This window comes from Blastocatellia bacterium (assembly GCA_035275065.1).
Taxonomy (GTDB): domain Bacteria; phylum Acidobacteriota; class Blastocatellia; order UBA7656; family UBA7656; genus DATENM01.
On record DATENM010000158.1, the window covers coordinates 57,578 to 74,575 of the forward strand.

General features: G+C 57.4%; 20 protein-coding genes and 1 tRNA gene. 7 read left to right on the forward strand and 14 right to left on the reverse strand.

The genetic code is table 11. The annotated features are described in order from the left end of the window. The first annotated feature begins 177 nt into the window (after window positions 1-177). Together VJ464_29605 and VJ464_29610 are read left to right on the forward strand one after the other, a co-directional pair. Window positions 178-2,046, forward strand: a complete 1,869-nt coding sequence (locus VJ464_29605; protein ID HKQ09316.1) for a matrixin family metalloprotease — start codon at window positions 178-180, stop codon at window positions 2,044-2,046. 107 nt (window positions 2,047-2,153) lie between these two features. After that, window positions 2,154-2,226 (forward strand) — tRNA-Val (locus VJ464_29610). A gap of 85 nt (window positions 2,227-2,311) precedes the next feature. Here VJ464_29610 and VJ464_29615 read toward each other — a convergent pair. From VJ464_29615 to VJ464_29625, 3 genes are all read right to left on the reverse strand, one after another. After that, on the reverse strand, window positions 2,312-2,527 hold the full coding sequence (locus VJ464_29615; protein HKQ09317.1) for a hypothetical protein: 216 nt from the start codon (window positions 2,525-2,527) through the stop codon (window positions 2,312-2,314). 76 nt (window positions 2,528-2,603) lie between these two features. Next, a complete protein-coding gene (locus VJ464_29620; GenBank protein ID HKQ09318.1) occupies window positions 2,604-3,161 on the reverse strand; it encodes a hypothetical protein in 558 nt (185 codons plus the stop codon). 41 nt (window positions 3,162-3,202) lie between these two features. Continuing rightward, window positions 3,203-3,679 (reverse strand): carbohydrate-binding protein, encoded by a 477-nt coding sequence (locus VJ464_29625; GenBank protein HKQ09319.1) that lies wholly within the window; start codon window positions 3,677-3,679, stop codon window positions 3,203-3,205. A gap of 320 nt (window positions 3,680-3,999) precedes the next feature. On the opposite strand from VJ464_29625, the gene VJ464_29630 reads away from it, so the two are divergent. Both VJ464_29630 and VJ464_29635 read left to right on the forward strand, forming a co-directional pair. Then, entirely contained in the window at window positions 4,000-4,941 is a 942-nt protein-coding gene (locus VJ464_29630) for a radical SAM protein (GenBank protein ID HKQ09320.1), read from the forward strand. A 262-nt stretch (window positions 4,942-5,203) separates the two neighbouring features. After that, a complete protein-coding gene (locus VJ464_29635) occupies window positions 5,204-5,479 on the forward strand; it encodes a hypothetical protein (GenBank protein HKQ09321.1) in 276 nt (91 codons plus the stop codon). A 59-nt stretch (window positions 5,480-5,538) separates the two neighbouring features. Here the strand turns inward: VJ464_29635 and VJ464_29640 are convergent, their stop codons facing one another. The 4 genes from VJ464_29640 to VJ464_29655 form a co-directional block, all read right to left on the reverse strand. Then, window positions 5,539-6,108, reverse strand: a complete 570-nt coding sequence (locus VJ464_29640) for a CarD family transcriptional regulator (GenBank protein ID HKQ09322.1) — start codon at window positions 6,106-6,108, stop codon at window positions 5,539-5,541. Window positions 6,109-6,428: 320 nt separating this feature from the next. Further along, window positions 6,429-6,692 carry a hypothetical protein gene (locus VJ464_29645; protein HKQ09323.1) on the reverse strand — a complete coding sequence of 88 codons (264 nt, stop codon included), beginning with the start codon at window positions 6,690-6,692 and terminating at the stop codon, window positions 6,429-6,431. 70 nt (window positions 6,693-6,762) lie between these two features. Further along, entirely contained in the window at window positions 6,763-7,650 is an 888-nt protein-coding gene (locus VJ464_29650; GenBank protein ID HKQ09324.1) for a fatty acid desaturase, read from the reverse strand. 201 nt (window positions 7,651-7,851) lie between these two features. Beyond that, complete coding sequence (locus VJ464_29655; protein ID HKQ09325.1) at window positions 7,852-8,187, reverse strand: RNA-binding protein; 336 nt, start codon at window positions 8,185-8,187, stop codon at window positions 7,852-7,854. Between the two features lie 379 nt (window positions 8,188-8,566). Here VJ464_29655 and VJ464_29660 point away from each other — a divergent pair, with 379 nt between their 5' ends. After that, on the forward strand, window positions 8,567-8,719 hold the full coding sequence (locus VJ464_29660) for a hypothetical protein (GenBank protein HKQ09326.1): 153 nt from the start codon (window positions 8,567-8,569) through the stop codon (window positions 8,717-8,719). 305 nt (window positions 8,720-9,024) lie between these two features. Beyond that, complete coding sequence (locus VJ464_29665) at window positions 9,025-9,420, forward strand: STAS domain-containing protein (protein ID HKQ09327.1); 396 nt, start codon at window positions 9,025-9,027, stop codon at window positions 9,418-9,420. A 63-nt stretch (window positions 9,421-9,483) separates the two neighbouring features. Here VJ464_29665 and VJ464_29670 read toward each other — a convergent pair whose 3' ends face one another. The 5 genes from VJ464_29670 to VJ464_29690 all read right to left on the reverse strand — a co-directional run bounded on the left by VJ464_29670 (window position 9,484) and on the right by VJ464_29690 (window position 13,867). Continuing rightward, entirely contained in the window at window positions 9,484-9,711 is a 228-nt protein-coding gene (locus tag VJ464_29670) for a hypothetical protein (protein HKQ09328.1), read from the reverse strand. A gap of 21 nt (window positions 9,712-9,732) precedes the next feature. Further along, window positions 9,733-9,924 carry a hypothetical protein gene (locus VJ464_29675; protein HKQ09329.1) on the reverse strand — a complete coding sequence of 64 codons (192 nt, stop codon included), beginning with the start codon at window positions 9,922-9,924 and terminating at the stop codon, window positions 9,733-9,735. Window positions 9,925-10,202: 278 nt separating this feature from the next. Further along, the gene (locus tag VJ464_29680) at window positions 10,203-10,487 is read right to left on the reverse strand and encodes an HU family DNA-binding protein (protein HKQ09330.1); all 285 of its coding nucleotides are present in this window, start codon (window positions 10,485-10,487) and stop codon (window positions 10,203-10,205) included. A gap of 183 nt (window positions 10,488-10,670) precedes the next feature. Then, on the reverse strand, window positions 10,671-11,663 hold the full coding sequence (locus VJ464_29685; GenBank protein ID HKQ09331.1) for an alcohol dehydrogenase catalytic domain-containing protein: 993 nt from the start codon (window positions 11,661-11,663) through the stop codon (window positions 10,671-10,673). Continuing rightward, window positions 11,663-13,867 carry a sialidase family protein gene (locus tag VJ464_29690; GenBank protein ID HKQ09332.1) on the reverse strand — a complete coding sequence of 735 codons (2,205 nt, stop codon included), beginning with the start codon at window positions 13,865-13,867 and terminating at the stop codon, window positions 11,663-11,665. The genes VJ464_29685 and VJ464_29690 overlap by 1 nt, the downstream gene beginning before the upstream one ends. Window positions 13,868-14,016: 149 nt before the next feature. Here VJ464_29690 and mpl point away from each other — a divergent pair, with 149 nt between their 5' ends. Then, on the forward strand, window positions 14,017-15,426 hold the full coding sequence (mpl, locus tag VJ464_29695) for a UDP-N-acetylmuramate:L-alanyl-gamma-D-glutamyl-meso-diaminopimelate ligase (protein HKQ09333.1): 1,410 nt from the start codon (window positions 14,017-14,019) through the stop codon (window positions 15,424-15,426). A 41-nt stretch (window positions 15,427-15,467) separates the two neighbouring features. On the opposite strand, the gene VJ464_29700 is transcribed toward mpl, so the two are convergent. Together VJ464_29700 and VJ464_29705 are read right to left on the reverse strand one after the other, a co-directional pair. After that, entirely contained in the window at window positions 15,468-15,896 is a 429-nt protein-coding gene (locus VJ464_29700) for a DUF1232 domain-containing protein (protein ID HKQ09334.1), read from the reverse strand. A gap of 189 nt (window positions 15,897-16,085) precedes the next feature. Next, a complete protein-coding gene (locus VJ464_29705; GenBank protein ID HKQ09335.1) occupies window positions 16,086-16,853 on the reverse strand; it encodes a hypothetical protein in 768 nt (255 codons plus the stop codon). Window positions 16,854-16,998 lie beyond the last annotated feature (145 nt).

Genomic DNA, 16,998 nt, shown 5'->3' on the forward strand with positions numbered 1-16,998 from the left:
GAGCCATGCCCCTATGGCCACCGGTTCTGATTTCAGGAAAATTTGACGAGCAAAAGGGATTTGCCCCCGAATACTCCGCGGCGTTTTCGACGGTTACCGTCAAACGGTCGTCTTGCGGAACCATCGGGCGGTTACCGATTCGCGGCGCGCCCGGCGCGCGATGGCTGACCGAGGGTTATGATGAAAGACAATTGCAGGAGCCTGCTCAAAGCCGCACTGCCCTTAGTGGTGCTGGTCTTCTCAATCATTCCCGCCAGGGCGACTAGCGTCGTCATGCTGACGGATGAAGAACTCATCCTGCATTCCAGAGTGATCGTCACCGGCACCGTCAAGACGGTTTTCAGCGCCTGGAACGACGAGCACAACCAGATCTTTACCTACACAGAAGTGCGCCCAGATCGCATGCTTAAGGGCAATCTCGATACGACGCGCATCGTCCTGAAACAACTGGGCGGGATTGCTGGCCAAAATGGCATGCGAATTTTCGGGCAACCAAGGTTTGTGCGCGGCCAACAAGTCTTGCTCTACCTGAGTACCGCGCCCGACGGAACCTTGCGCCCGGCGCATCTCTTCATGGGCGCATTCTCGATTGTCAAAGACGAAGCGACAGCCGCTGACATGGCCCAGCGTTATGTGGATGCGGCGGAAATCGAAACGCTGGCTCGACCAGACGGCCAGATGGTGAGCAATCGCGCGCCGCTTAGCGACACCCTGCGGAAAATTACAGACACACTCGCGCGCGGCTCGATCAGCTTGCAGCGCGTCGAAGGCGAGGGCGATGAGCCGGCCATTGTCGCCGTCCCTCCTGAGTGGAAACGCAAGCAGCAAGAGGCAAACGGCTACAGCAGCCAGTTTGTGCTGATTGGCGACGGGGTTCGCTGGTTCGAGCCGGATTCAGGCCAAGCGATCAGCTTCTATGTCAATCCGAGCAACTCGCCGATTGCCGGTGGCGCAACGAGCGAGCTTAGCCGGGCAATGAGCGCCTGGGGCGGACAAAGTGGTGCCAACATTTCAATACGAGTCGCAGGGCAAACGGGCAACTGCGGCATGGTCAGTGACAATACCAGCACAATCTCTTTCGGAGATTGTCAGGGGCAGCTTGAACCGGGAGTTGGCTGCGCCGGTGTCGTGGCGATTACCCAGGATAGTTGGAACTACGAAACGCGGACGGTTGGAGGCAGAAGCTATAGTCGGATCACGGAAGCGGACGTCGTATTCAACAAAGGCATGGATTGCTTTCTCGGCGTTTCAGCCAACCTCGCCGAAGTCGCCTGCCACGAGCTCGGCCATGCGATGGGCCTCGGTCACTCAATAGACACCAATGCCATTATGTATGCCATCGCTCACGGGCGCGGGCGCGATGCAACGCTCGGCAGCGATGACAAAGACGGCATCCTGTCCCTCTATCCGTCCTCAGGTAGCAGCGGTGGCGGCGGCGGCAGTGGTGGCGGCGGTGGGGGAAGTGGCGGCGGTGGGGGAAGTGGCGGCGGCGGCGGAAGCGGCGGTGGCGGCGGTGGCGGCGGTGGTGGCGGTGGACCGACTCCGCTGGCCATCACGACATTTACGCTGCCGGCAGCCGTCGTCGGACAGAACTATGTCGGTGTATTGTCGGCAAGCGGCGGCACACAACCCTATAAGTGGAGCTCAATTACAAGCATGCCCGCGGGCTTGAGCGTTTCGTCCGCCGGACTGGTTCAGGGCAAACCGACCCGCGTCGGCTCATACTCGCTCAGCGTGCAGCTCGTGGATCAGGCGGGCGGCCTGGTCTCGCAGCGTGTGGCGCTTGAGGTGGTGGACAGCACGCCGACGTTGCTTCCATTGATTACCCGCGTCAAGGCGAAGGGCAGCAAGAAGCTGACAATTTCTGGCCAAAACTTCCGTCAGGATTCGCTGATTATCCTCAACGGCCTGGTCTTAGCGCCGGGCTGGTTTGACACGGATGGCACGACGACGACGCTTTTCGTCAAACATGCCTTCGGGCCTGCGGGGACGAACCTGCTATTCGTGCAGAATCCCGATAATCGCTCGTCAGGTTATATATTCTGAGGCCAGTCAAATCCACCCGCTTGAGTTTATTCCGCTGAAGACGCGTGAAGTAACTCAGGCGGGTGGAAAAATCCCTTCAGGTTTGCTAAATTCTTCCTTCGCCAAAAGGGCGCTTAGCTCAGTCGGTAGAGCACTGTCTTCACACGGCAGGGGTCACTGGTTCGAGTCCAGTAGCGCCCATTTTATTAAACAAGAAAGCCACCTCGAAGGTGGCTTTCTTGTTTAGGGCACACGATTGGTCAAACATTAGGCCCAAGATAAAGCCTCATTCAGCCTCATCAGCGTAATGCCATTGCTCCGGCAATGGCTGAGGGCCGGGACGAATCCCGGCAATATCCGGGTCACCATCGACATCGGTTGTCGTGGCGTTCTGCTTGCGCTCTTTTGTTTCCAGCCGCCGATTCTCTTTATCCTTTTGCTTCTGCATGCGGGCTTTTTCCTTCTCCCGCTTCTGAAATGTGGGGCGTGATTTTTTAGCCATCTATTAGTCCTCGCTTCCTCTTACTTGCATAGTTTAAGATCAATAGCGATTTTACGAAAAGTGACCGGACTGATCACTAATCTACATCATCCTCAGAATCGTTGACCCGACTGGCGAAATTTTCGCCGTCTAGCTCATCATCATTTGCATCACTGTCTTCGCCGAAGAATTGCCCGCGAACGACTTCCCGCATCGGCCCTTTGGCCGCACGCTCTGATTTTGGACTTTTCTTCCCTTTGCCGAAGCTGCGGCGCGGCGGTGCGTCCGGGCCGAAATCCCGGCCGGTCCTCTCGCCGCTCATCGGGGCGCGATCCATCGCTGGGCCGGGTGGCGGCAGCGGGCGGGACATCGGCGGCCTCATCGGCGAACTGGTTCGCGGGCGGTCTTCCTTGGCGCGCGCTTCGTTGACCGCGATAGTCCTGCCCTTGAACGACTGGTTGTTTAGCCGACGCACCGCCTCTTCGGCTTGCGAGCGTTCGTCGAACTCCACAAACGCGAAGCCGCGTGGTTTGCCGGTCTCTCGATCCGTCGCGAGATAAACATAGGTGAGCGGGCCGACCGCCGAAAAGTGCTGTCGCAACTCGGCTTCGGTCGTATCATACGGAAGATTACCGATGAAAAGACGGACTGACATATTCCTCCATGAGCCTGGTCTACCCTGCTTTAAAACTTCTATCAGGCTAAACCCATCTGCCGGAGCGACGCGCGGGACTCGCCGCCGCTGATGTCCGGGATAATGGTCAACTCCAGAACCGTGACGCCTGAAAGCTCGACGCGGTAATCCTCGACCTCTTCGGTCGTCGCCGGCGGGCTGAAGTTCCACTGCTGTCGCACGATCTCTCGGAGCAAGCGCCCGCCGTCATCTGACCAGCGCAGGACGAATTCTTGTGTGCGCGCGCTTGCCGTTTCTTCAAAATGCAGGTAGATGCGCTCCAAGCGTTGCGGTTGATCGAAGATGAGCCGGATGGTTTGCTCGCCCGCGCGTTCTGCGCGCCAGCCTGAGGTAGCACCCGGCAGCAACGCCGCTTCAATGGGGTGGTCGGCATCCTCAGAGGTGAGCTCCACACTTGTGATATCTTCCAGTTGAAGCCAGCCTTGATTAGAAACCGGAGTCTTCTGTGGCTGGCTTTCGCCAACAATATGTTTGCGCATCAATTCCCTTCAGACCATAAAGCATTCAAATGACAGTATAGCACCTGGGCGCGGTTGAACGTCACCCTGCCCCCTCACTTCGGCAGTTATATTTTCATCCATCCGACAAGCCATCCTGAATTCGCTGCCAACCAAATGCGCCAGGGAAATCCACTTACAGGGGATCGTGTGGCATCTCCCTCCTTGATTTTAGTTGTCTGCGTCGCTAAGCCAATGGTAAGGTATAAGCCACGGACGGCGACAACCGACCGACAATTAAGGAAAACGGGAAAGAGGCTCTCCTGAAAAAACGTGACGTCATACATGCGTGGGGCCGCATTCTGAGTGGCCACTACCCCTCGCTCTCAATCGAGATCACGCGCGAGTGCCCGTTGCGCTGCCCTGGCTGCTACGCTTACGAGCCGGAGCACCTTCACCAGCTTGGGCCGCTCAGAACGCTCGCGGATTACAAGGGCGAACAACTGGTCGAAGGCGTCGTCGCGCTTGCCAAGCGCTATCGCCCGCTTCACATCTCGATTGTCGGCGGTGAGCCTCTGGTGCGCTTCCGCGAACTCGACATACTGCTGCCTCGATTGAGCCAGATGGGAATCGCCGTCCAACTCGTGACCAGTGCCGTCCGCGCCATTCCCGCTGCCTGGGCGAAGATCAAAGACCTGTTCATCGTCGTCTCGATTGATGGCCTTCAGCCCGAACACGACATCAGGAGAACTCCTGCCACCTATGAGCGGATTCTCAAGAGCATCGCCGGCCACCAGATCACCGTCCATTGCACGGTGACGGGCCAGATGGTCGGACGCACCGGCTACTTTGAAGAGTTCTTGTCTTTCTGGTCGAATAGGCCGGAAGTCAAACAGATATGGTTCAGCCTGTTTACGCCGCAGGTCGGCGCTGAAGGCGAGGAGATACTGTCGCCGCCCGCCCGCGAAGCGGTGCTAAACGAACTGGCAGAGTTGCGCCACCAGTTCCCGAAGCTGGCCCTGCCCGATTCCGTAATCAAAGGCTATCGCAATCCTCCGCAGACACCTGATGGGTGCATCTTCTCGCGCACCACGTTGAATATCACGGCAGACTTGAAGGGGCGAATCAGCCCATGCCAGTTCGGCGGCACCCCCGACTGCTCGCAGTGCGGCTGCATTGCTTCGGCGGGCTTGCAGGCGGTGGCCGACCATCGCCTTTTCGGGCTCGTCTCTCTGCGCTCCATCTTTACGGCGTCGAGCCAAATCGGCAGAATGAATAATCGGCTGTTCAGGAACGCCGATTGACAAAGGCATCGGCATAGCCTACGGTTATGAGGAACTGAGTGTAGCTGACTCTCTTCTCAGTCTCTTCTGGAATTCTCCAGATCACCTGAAGTGAATAGCTCACCAACCGGCGTAAGGACTTGCCGCGTCTGTGTGTCCTGCTCCTTTTCCTGGCTCTGCCTTCTCTGACAGCCAGGACGCCCATCAAGTCGAAGGTGGGCTAGCCATCACACTTTTCGCTTAGTTTGAACGCAGTGTAATTAAGAATTGAGGTAGTTTTCGGATGACAATTTGCGAGTTTTGTTTACAGCTTGAGGAAGGCGGCCAGTGCAGGCTTGGCCTTAATCTGCCCAAACGAATGGGCTGTCGCGATTTCGACCCCGGTATTGAGAAGTTCTGCTCCAAGCCCGGCGATTTTATGAACTCTGGCCAGCTTATCCAGATGGCCACTTATTTCGGCATCAAGGGCAAGGAGCTAAAGAAAGTCAAGCTGATGGCCGATCAGGAAGAAAGAATCCGGGCACACACTTCACCCCCTGTGAACATACTTTCTCAATGATCTCGAATGCGTATGGCTGCTCACCAGACACGAAGCGGCCCGCGCCGCCACTGATTCTGTTACCCGGAAGCCCCTTGATATCGGGCTTGATTGCGGCTAGTGGTCATCCGGCTGCGGGTTGCCCTGCCGGTCTGCGCTTTTGGGTCTCGCGCCGCGAGGGCCGCATCAACCTGCCCGGTGGCCACTTCCTTCGTCATTCCCATCACTTCGGCGACCTCGCACACCAACAGCGCCTTCGCCCTTTCGAGAACCTTGTGCTCGCGGAACGACAAGGACTTACTGGTGTGCAATTCAGTAAGCGACCCGACGATTTCAGCCAGATCGAAAGCCGAGCCTGAGGCGAACAGATCTGAAATGTAGAGGCTGCGTGCCCGGTAGTTGTCGGCCATAGCCCCTGGCTGGCTCAAGCGGACCATCAATTTAGGTATCTCAGAACGACTCAGCAGCAGCCGTATGCCCACCATATCCACTTTCTCTACCGGGATAAACAACTCGCCCCCGCCGTCACTGAGAACGAGCAGTTGATAGAAGCTCAATGGCCGCTCGGCTATCGTCTTCTCGACGATGGCGCCAATCAAGCATGGCCCCTGAGAGGGATAAACGATTTTACTCCCCGGCGTCAGTAACAAATTAGTCTCCTCTCCAAGCCTGATGCGAGTTCTGCGGAACAATGAACTCTCGGGTTGGTGAGCTAAAGGATTCAGGTGGTCTGGAACATTCCAGAGAATCTGAAGGAAAGAGTGAGCTACACTCTTAGCACTTTTACCCTACCTGTATATCAGGAGGGTGTCAACCATAGCCCGTCTGGAACCTTGCGCAGGGGGATCGTTTCTTTGTTGTGGAGGGATGATAGACCTTGCTCTTGTGGAGGGTGCGGGTCGGAGGGCTGCGGATAGGCTTTCTTACGATGTCGCCGCTTCCAGGTCTTCCTCTCAGGAATACCGAATCATTAAGCCTGGAGCGCTCTCCTGCCGAGGTGAGTCAGGCTGATATTGGTCATGCGGTGCGGCGTATTGTTGATGCCTCTGGTCACCACCGCGCCGCCAATCAACCGCTCACGCTTCATAAAAAGCAGGTATTCGAGAATCTCTCCATTTTCAGAGAGGTGCTTCAGATCATCATCCTGGAGCGGTAGAACCCCGCGATCCATGCATGCATTGATCTCGCTTAATATGGCGTATATCAATTCTTGATCGAACGATCTCGTTTCCATCTCTTACCCCAACCGGCGCTCAGGCCAGAGCCGAAATCAAAGAAACAGGCAGGCGGAAAGTCGCTGTCGCTTAATGCATTCCAACCTGTGTCGCACGCCGCGCTTCCTGCTGGACGACATCTTTGGTTGGCCGGACATCACTTGCCAGCCTCAAGGCTTTGAGGCCACGGATGACATACCAACCGACGTCAATCTGCCACCAGCGGCGACCGAAGCGCGCCGCGTTGGCGTCGGCGTGGTGATTGCGGTGCCAGTTCTCCCCCCAGGCGCCGAATTGCAAAGGCCCGAGCCACCAGATGTTACGGCTAGAGTCTACGCCCTCGGGCAGGCCCGGCGTCATGTGCAACAGGCTATTGACGAACATCTGAAGGTGCAGACAGTAGACCAGCCGGATTGCCCCGACCCAGAAGAAGGCTTGCCAGCCGAAAGCGATCCCGGCGAATATGGCCAGCGCGATAATCGGGATTTGCAGCCGCCGCCAGACACGATACCGTCGCCGGTCGAGGTCTGGGCACCAGCGCCTTACTTCGCTGCCTGACCATTGATAGACCCAGCGGAGGTGCGCCCACCAGAAGCCGCCATGTCGCGGGCTCGAAACGTCCTCGGCGGTGTCGGCTTTGGCATGGTGGTGACGATGATTGGCCACCCATGACATCGGCTCTCCCGATGCGTTACAGATGGTGAAGAAAATGAGGATACTCTCAACGACCGCATTCAATCGTAAAGAGCGGTGCGCCAGCGACCGGTGATAACAGACCGAAGTTCCTACGCCGCCGACTGCCGCAATGGCCATGGTCACGACCAGCACACTCACACCGGGCCGCGGATGGAGAATCAGCCCCAGCAGCGCGAGCGCGTGAATGAAAACGACATAGAAGAAAACCGCCCCGTTGCCCTTAGAAAACTGCCACCAGGGGCGGTTCCAGGGGCGCTCGTCTGTCAATCCGGATGATTTCATTTGCTGTTCCTCGGTTCTTCAACAGCGGATTCTGCCGCATTCGATTGGGTTGCGGCGTCGGTCGGTCCTGCTGTTGCCCTGCCAGCCCCGAATGATCCAGCCGAGCCAGTGCGGGCGAAAAGGATAAAAGGTAAACGGCTACCTTATAAAACCGGCATAGAGGGAACTCGGCAGTCTGCTGCCGAGCCCCTCTGCAAGGCTTCAGTAGCGGTTGTAGCCGCCACGATCTCTGGAGCCACCGCCCGAGCCACGGCGGCCTCCGTTATTGCCGCCACGGCTGCTTGAACGGTCCTCGCGCGGGCGCGCTTCGTTGACGGTCAGGGCGCGGCCATTGAGTTCGGCGCCGTTGAACTGCGTAATGGCTTTATCCGCAGCCTCGTTGCCCATCTCCACAAAGGCAAAGCCCTTCGAACGTCCGCTATCGCGGTCAGTGATGATCGAAGCCGATTCGACCTCGCCGGCCTGCTCAAACAGGGTGGTGAGATCGCTTTCTGTCGTCTGGTACGACAGGTTTCCAACAAATATTCTCTTAGACATGTTTCTCCTGAAACGGTTAGCAGGAAGTTCGAGGCTTAGTGGAAAGGAAATGCAATCGAGGCCAATACTTTCCAAACAGCGGCGTGTTCCTAAAACAATAAAAAGCAAAAGCGCACAGGCTCATGCAGGACTCTTTTATGCTAGCAGGTTCATCGGATGAAGTCGAGATAATTGCGTGGCGGGCGCATTGCCCCCGAGGCGCTCGGCAAAGTCCGCCTGCATACCATTTGACTGCCAATGATGGCACGTTTTTTCACCGCCTCACTCCAGCCGATTCCTCCATTATATCAATACGGTGGAGAGATGAGGGGCTTTGCGCCATTCCGGTGGCTGTTATTCACAAGCGGTGATATAGTCCTTCACCGAAAGGTGGTAGATCATGAAAAACTTCAAACAGTGGATCGCTCTCTGCCAAACCTGCAACTGGTGTGGCGCGAAGTCGAGAGAAGAAAGTGCCCCCAAGCAGGAAAAAGAAAACCATCTCAAGAGCCACCCGGCACACAAAGTACGTGTCCTGGTCAGCGGCGGATAAGCCATCGCCCGGTCTTCACCCCCATCGCTAGTCCTCTACGCATCACTGCAATCATCGCGCCTGCTCTCCCTCCATATAACTCAGGATGACCCGCCGCTGAGTTTCCTCTGAGCAATAAGTTTGCTACGGATGGCGGGCAAGCGAGGACGTGAACTTGTGAGCGACGGATTGATGAGTTAATATGATGGGCCGGTTGCGTACCAACCTGCTTTCTTGTTCATCTCAGGCAGAATCTACAGAGTCTGATCAATGGGCGAGGACTGTTTGCCGTCGCACCGGACACAGACAGTGATGAGATATGCGTTATGATGAGACGACCTACAAAAGTAATCAGCAGAAAGAACGGCGACGTTCGCATCATTAAGATCACCGGGCGGCTCGATCCCGGCGACGGCCCCGATCTACTATTCGACATGGTTCAGCGGTTCGTCGAAGAAGGCGAAATCAATTTTCTACTTGATCTGCGCAGCGTGACTTACATTAGCAGTACGGGCGTGGGCAGCCTGATCAAGTGTTATCGGACCGTGCTCAAAGAGAAAGGGCAGGTCAAGCTCTTGTCGCCATCGCAATCGGTGCGCAACATTCTAGCCATCTCGAAGCTCGATGGGGTGTTCGAGATTTTTTCAGACGAGGCTGAGGCGCTGGCAGATTTCCAGGAAAAAGCTCCGGAGAAAAAGGCTAAAACCCGCAAGCCCAATTAATCGTCTGAGCAGCGGTTATGCGGAAAGAGAAAGGGTGCCATTCGCGAATGGCACCCTTTCTCTTTACAAGCCAGTGAATAGGAAGGCGCCTTCGGGCTTCCTTCCCCTCGGGGGAGGCGGCCCCTTGGGTCGCTGGTCGCCCTTCTTATCGCGTTGCACAGGCGGCCCCGGCGGGTCCTTCTTGCGGTCGTCTTTCTTCTGGGCGTAGACGGCGGGCGCAGCGGCAGGCAGGACACCCAGTGTCCAGGCACCGAAGAGTGAAATAATGATGGCCAGAACTACTTTTTTCATCACCGCTTCCCTACCTTACTACTACTGCCCTCTGCGATCCCCGGGCCGCCCCTGCTTGGATTCGCCGCTACCCGCCTTATCACGCTCCCGCTTTTCGACGACAATGATCCGCATTTTCTCTTTATGATCTTTGTCCTCGGCAAAGACTGCGGTTGCGCCAAGTCCCGTCACTAGAATAACACTCAAGGCAAATCCGCATAACCCCTTTTTCATTTTTCCTCCAAATGGAGGCAAGCCCGTAATCCGACAATAAGATTGGCAATCCCCGTTCCATAAGGGTTAAGCCTATAAGCTTCCTCATTCCCTCATTTAACAGATTCCCCGTCTTCTCTTTGCAATCCCCCGGCACCCATTTCCGTCTCGGCGCACACTTTTTGGTGCATGGGTGGGATGCCTGATCGACAAGACGGGTTGTTGGCGGCCAGCGGGAGAAAGGCTGGAGCGGCCTGCGCGGCGGCGAAAATCCGGCACACGCGGGGGCGAGGTGGGAGCTATTTCTTGCGCTTGTTGACGGCTTCTTTTAGCTGTTTGCCGACGCTAAAACGTACACTCTTGGCTGCTGGAATCTTGATGGTTTCGTTGGTGTAGGGGTTATGCCCGCGGCGCGCGCGCCGTTGCGATACTTGAAAGGTCCCGAAGCCAACCAGCGTCACCTTGGTGTTGCGGCGCAGGCTGTCTGTGATGGCTTCTTTCATGGCATTGATGGCGCGTTCAGCCTCGGCTTTACTGATAGAAGCGGCATTCGCTACCTTCTCGATTAAATCGCCTTGATTCATCGTGCCTCCTAAATCTCGTAGGTCAACGATCCAACTAGCCCAATATCTAGTATACGCTTCGGCGCGTTTATAGCATTTTGGCATGCACGATGTCAACGATTTTCTAATTGCGCTGGCCCTGAAAGTGGCTCTTAGAGCCATTTCCAGGGCGGATTATCTGACGAGCGCAGTCGAGAAGGAGGCTCAGGAGAAGCGGAGTAAGACCTTCATTGCTTTGCCGGTGCCGGCATGCGCAAAAGCGGCAAGGCCATCCGTGATGTCGAATTCTTGAGAAATCAAGGGCCGGACGTTAACGGCGCGCGCCGCCAATAGATCGAGCGCCGGTGCCAGCCTGCCGCAGCGCGAGCCGACGATCCGCAATTCATTGACGACCACCGGCGAAAGATTGGTCGCGGTCGGCCCGTGGTGTGTAGATTTCAATACGATAGTGCCGCGCGGACGCGCGAGCGCAATCGCCAGAGGCAGCCCGGTGGCCGAGCCGCTGGCTTCGATCACCAGATCAAAGCTTTGACTTAAGCCCCAGTCGGCAATCCAACCCTGCGCATTTGCAGGGTCATCTGTGCCCCCAGTCAGCAACCGCCGCGCGTCGAGGCTTTCCAGCAGCGCGAGTTTCTCTTCATGCTTGCCCAAAACGGTCAGCGCGCACCCTGTTGGCGCAAGCACCTGGCAGATCAGTTGCGCCAGCTTTCCTTCTCCGATCACCGCGACGCGCGAGGTATTGACGACGCTGACTTGTTCGAGGATGCCTGCGGCAGCGGCTAGCGGCTCGACAAAGACCGCCTCTTCGTCGCCTATCGAGTCGGGAACCACGAGGAGGTTGCCTGCCGGGAGCGAAAGATAATCAGCGAACGCGCCGTCGCGGCCTTTGATGCCGAGCACCGTTCGTTCCGGGCAATGGCGCGAGTCGCCTGTGGCGCAGAGCGCACAGGCCCCACAGCCAGCATTGATTTCGCCGACGACCCGCCGGCCAATTTGCGCTTTGTCCGGTGATTCGACAACCCGGCCCACGAATTCATGGCCGAGGGTTCCGTGATAGCCGGCGTACCCTTTGACGATCTCAAGATCGGTGTTGCAGATTCCCGCCCGCAGCACTTGCACGAGCGCTTCGCCCGGACGCACGGGCAGCGGCGCATCCTCAACGAAACGCAGTCTGCCGTCGAAGCGCAATGCTCTCATCAGGGCCTCGTGAATACATACCGATTGGAAGCCCGCCCGCTGCCTGAGGGACTCTCGACAGTCACAATCACTGTGTCGCCTGACCTGAGTTTTTTGCGGAGCTTCTTGCGGGTCGCGGTTATCTCGTTGAAGGTGCCGTCCCCCTGACGCTGCCCTGAAAAGGTAACGACCGGTAAATCCATTTCGTTCCCATCCAGGCTCATTGCCACCGAAACATTGTTTTCGCTGAAGCCTGAGCCGGTAATCTTCAGCACCTCGCTACCTTTAGCGGCAGGTGGGAATTCGACCGCCGTGATGGTTGGATAGCCGACACGCAAATTCAACGTGCCGCCGCTTCCCTTCCCGGTGATTTCGATTAAGTAAGTGGTTCCCGCACTCGCCTGAAAAGTGAGCAACGCGCGGCTCTTTGCAGTGGCGGCGTTGGCAAAGTCATCATTGCAAGCCACGGCGGTCATTGCGCCGCATGAGCCCGTGTAGACGCTAACAACCGTGTCATAATCGCTGCCACTCGTATCAACTCCGAGGATGGTATTCGCCGTCGGCGTCAGCGAGTACCAGACTGAAGCCATACCCTGGCCGCCGGCGCAGGTCGCCGGGTCGTCAGCCGAGATCGTCGCCGCGCGCGTATCCATTTGGTCCTGGAATGGCACAGAGGGAATGACGCGAGGTGTCGCGCAATTATTATTGGTCGAATCGCCGCCGCCACCGCCGCCGCCGCCTCCTCCTCCGCCACCACCGCCAGTTGGTTCAAACGTCACGCTGCCGTAAAAGATCTCCTGTGCGCCGCGCCGTGTGTCGGCCCACATCAGATTCGCTTTGCCGTTCAAGGCGTCGAGCGCGATGTAATCTCCAAGTCCGATCAAGCTGGCGCTGCCGGCTTGTACGACACTGCTCTGAATCGTCGCGTCGAAGCCCGCGGAGCTGACACGTAGATTCTCGGCGAAGCTCTCGCCGCCGTCGGTTGAGCGCGCCAGGTAAACGTCGAGCGTATTGCCCGCCGGGTCATTACGGCGATCATAAAAAGCGACTTCAACCTGGCCGTTAGCCGGGTCTATGCTTAATCGAGGAAAGAATTGGTCTGCGCCCGCGCCGTCGTTATTGACTCTGACCACGTTCAGCGGATGCCCCATGTTCGGGTGGTCGCCATTCGGCGGCGGCATCCGCGCGATCAAGACGTCTGCGTCAATGTGGTTGCGCGCCTCGGCCCATGCGACATAAATCATGCCGCGATTGGCGCCATTGCTGCGGTCTACGTCAATCACCGGGTAGCTATTCATGCGCCTGACCGGGCGGATAATCAGAGACGCGTTCGGGTCCGAGAGCGACCCGACATAGTCATAAATGTAAGCATCGGTCTTTGGCGCGGCGGCTGGCGGCAGAAAGGTTTCTCCACCATCGAGCGACTCGTTGAAGTAGATGCGCTTCGGGTCGCCGATACCTTCCCACACCGCATACAGCTCGCCACTCGGCCCCGTGGTGACCGAGGGGCTGCGCATGTCGCCGTTGTGGCTGATCGTCTTAGGCGCAGAGAATCCGGCGTCGCCGGGGCGCAAGTGATTCGTCAACACGACGGTGCGATCCGGTTCGACGCTAACCCAGACGACATAGACGGTATTCTTAAAGCGACTCGTCGCCGTTGTATCAACCGCAAGGTGCGGCTGTTTCGCGAGCTTCGGCGCAGTCCCGCTGCCGATGTCTATTGCAACCGGCACGGGAGATGTGAAGGTGTGCCCATTATCGGAGGATTTGAAGACGTAAATGCCGGTGTCAAAACTGGAGTTGTCTAACATCAAGACGCAAAGGTAAAACGTGCCATTGAGGTCTGAAGCGATTGAGGCGCTAGCGGCACGGCTCCAGTTCTTCTGCGGGGTTTCAAGCGGCAGCACGCTTGTCCCCCAGGTGTGCCCACTATCCGATGAATAGTAATAAGCAACGCGCGCGTTGCCATTCCCCGATGCGCCGCCTTCGACCCATTTTGACGCGCCAACGATCACTTGCGGATTCGTGCGGCTGACGGCGATTGCCGGCTCATCGCGCGGGTCGGCCTGCATACTGCTGATGACTGGCGCGTCGGTGACCGTCGGCGCGCTCTGCGCTTGCGCCGGTGGAGTCACCAACATCGAATGAACCGCCATGCCCACCGCCAGGATGGCCATTACCAGATGGATGAATTCAGAGACGATCTCTTTTCTACTATGAACCATGCTTCTCCTGTATGTTCGCTCGCCGCCGGTGCGGCCAAAAAATTCTTTCACACCCGCTAGCGACAAGCAAGCCGCGCATCGCCTCAACTTTTCAAAGTCGGCGCCAGCCCGCTATACTGGCTGATTAAGCGGACCAACGGAGAAGGCAATTGACACTCAAGCACTACCACCTGATCGGCATCTGCGGGACGGCGATGGCTTCTTTAGCCGGGATGCTCGTCGCCCAGGGACACAAAGTCACGGGCTCTGACGCAAACGTTTACCCACCCATGTCGCTTGAGCTTCAACGGCTCGGCATCCCCGTGGCCGAAGGCTACAGGCAAGAGAACCTCCGCGAACGGCCCGACATCGTCGTCGTCGGCAATGCCATTTCACGAGGCAACCCGGAAGTCGAGTTCGTGTTGAACGAGAAGCTGGCCTACACTTCGATGGCCTCGGTCGTGAAGGAGAATTTCATTCGCGGCCATCATTCAGTCGTGGTCGCGGGAACGCACGGCAAAACGACGACGACATCGCTGATGGCCTGGGCGATGGAATGCGCCGGCGCTAACCCTTCCTTTCTGATTGGCGGCGTCGCCGAGAATTTCCAGTCCTCATTCCGCATCACCGACAGCGATTACTTCGTCATTGAAGGCGACGAATACGACACCGCCTACTTCGACAAAGGTCCGAAGTTTATGCACTACCTGCCGGACACGGTGATTCTCAACAATGTCGAATTCGACCACGCGGACATCTACCGCGACCTCGACGCCGTGAAGTGGGCCTTCAGCCGCCTGGTCAATCTGATTCCGCAACGCGGCGCGCTCGTCGCCGGCTGGGATTCACCGGCTGTGCGCGAGCTTGCACGGAACGCCTTCTGTCCGGTGATCAGTTTCGGCACGGAAGCGGGCGCGAGTTGGCGAGCGACGGAAATTGATTTATCCGGCGAGATGACCCGTTTCAAAGTCAGCGTCGAGGGCGCGGAACTGGGTCACTATCGCACGCCGCTGGCAGGTCTTTTCAACGTGCGCAATTGCCTCGCGGTGATCGCTACGTGCGAAACGCTTGGGCTAGACCGTCAGGCGGTCACCGCTGCAATGGCCGAGTTCAAGAGCGTCAAGCGCCGCATGCAGATGCGCGGCGTTGCGCGCGGCGTCACGGTGATTGATGATTTTGCGCATCATCCGACGGCAGTAATGGAAACGCTCAAAGCGGCGCGCGCCAAGTATCCCGGTCACCGCTTGATCGCCTTATTCGAGCCGCGTTCTTACACCGCGCAGATGAAGGATTTCCAACAATCCTTTGAAGACGGTCTGCGGGAAGCTGACATGATTATCATCGCCGGCTTATTCCATCCCGAACGCTACGCGGAGTCGTCGGCCATCTCTCCCGATGAAATGATTGATAACCTGAGGCGCAGCGGGCGCGAGGCTGAATTCATCCCCTCGGCGGACGACATTGTCGCCCACCTTTCGCCAAAGCTGAGAGAGGGAGATGTGGTTGTGGCGATGTCGAACGGCTCGTTCGGCGGCGTTCACGACAAACTTCTAAGGGCGTTGAGCGGTCAGGGCTCGTAAGGCGTGCGAGTGGCCAGTCTGTAGATCGTCCGGCTTCACTCTCAGACTTCTTTAGCAGCCGTCGGGTCGGTGACGACGTGCAGGCGGCCCTTCACCTCGATCCTGCCGTGTAAGGCGTTACGCATGCGCTCAGGCATGAAATAGGCCGCGATGTTGGCGATGTTCTCGACCAGTTGTTTGATGTCTACGCCGCCCTTCCAGTGCTCAAGCACAACCTTTCGGTCGGCCCGGTTGAGCAGGCGCAAGAGCGAAATCGCAATCAGGTAAGAATCATCTACCATGCCGACAAACGGCACGAAATCAGGAATCACGTCAATCGGCACGATCACGTACATGATGACGCCGGCAAGGATCGCCTTGTCGGCCCGCGAGACCCGCGGGTCTCTGAGCAGGTCGTAAAGCAACTTCATCAGGTTGGGCACGAACAGCAGCAGTTCGCGCAGCTTCTTCTTCTCTTTCTTATCTGACATAGCCTATCCGTCTTGCCTCCGTCACATGGTCTGCATTGTAGAAGGTGAGATGCAGGGCGTCAATTTTTCGCGCGCAAGCGGCTGAAACTTTTTGAAGTTTTTGGGCTTTGACGGCGGAACGGTCGAGGCGAGCCAAATAGACGGGAAGGCAGCGGCTGTCTATTGAGAGACAGCCGCCACCGGGGGGTTCTACAATTCGCTCTTTTCGGCTGATTCGTTAATACGCTCGGTTGCGAATGACCATGCCGAACGTATTTGTTTCAACTTTTCGGGCGTCAAGGCCTTGCGAAATGCGCAGGTCGAAGTCGCAGGAAGCGCCGGGAAATCGGGCGTCTTCACTTTGAGCATCACCTTGAATTCTTTCGGCGCATTTCGCATCGCCTCGCCAAGCGTAAAGCGGTAATTCGCCACTTCTCGCTCGTAAGTGCGCACGACTTCTCGGCTCACCGGCACGCCGACTCTTGCCGTTTCCAGGGCTTTCGGCGCAACGGCGGCAGCGCCTTCAATCGGCATGATAAAACTCGACGCGACCGATGCAGGCACCGTGAGGCGCGGCGCAGGTCGAACTCGCTTTGTGCAACGGGCAGTGGGCGATTCAACGATTGAATTCGTCTCGACTGAATCCGTCGCGGCGACACGATCATCACGGCTCACTGAGGCGGCGTCGTTCAACTCAACGTCAGGCATCACAGCCGAGGCGAAAAGGCTGGCCGTAAAGGGCTCGACTTCGTCACGCCGAGGTTCTTCGGTCATCAGGTTGAGGGCCAGAAGTTCCGCGGCGCTCGCCGGTTGATAGCTGTCCGTGAAGATGCCGGCGACGTGGCGCCACGCATCAACGCCCGCCGAAAGATCAATCGAGATGCCGATGGCTTTCAGTGACAGCGGAGTTAACAACAGGCTCGCGAACAGAAAAGCCATCGCGATGGTTGCGCTCTGTTTTTTCGCTACGTTCTGCATAACCGCCCTCATCAATCATCCGACCCGCCTGTTGCTGCTTACTCCTTTGTAAACAACGAAGACCGGCGGCAGTTCATTTTTTTCTCAGCACCTTGAGAGCCACCTGTCTCACCGGTTCATGGTGTACGTGACCAGTCTACCTCAA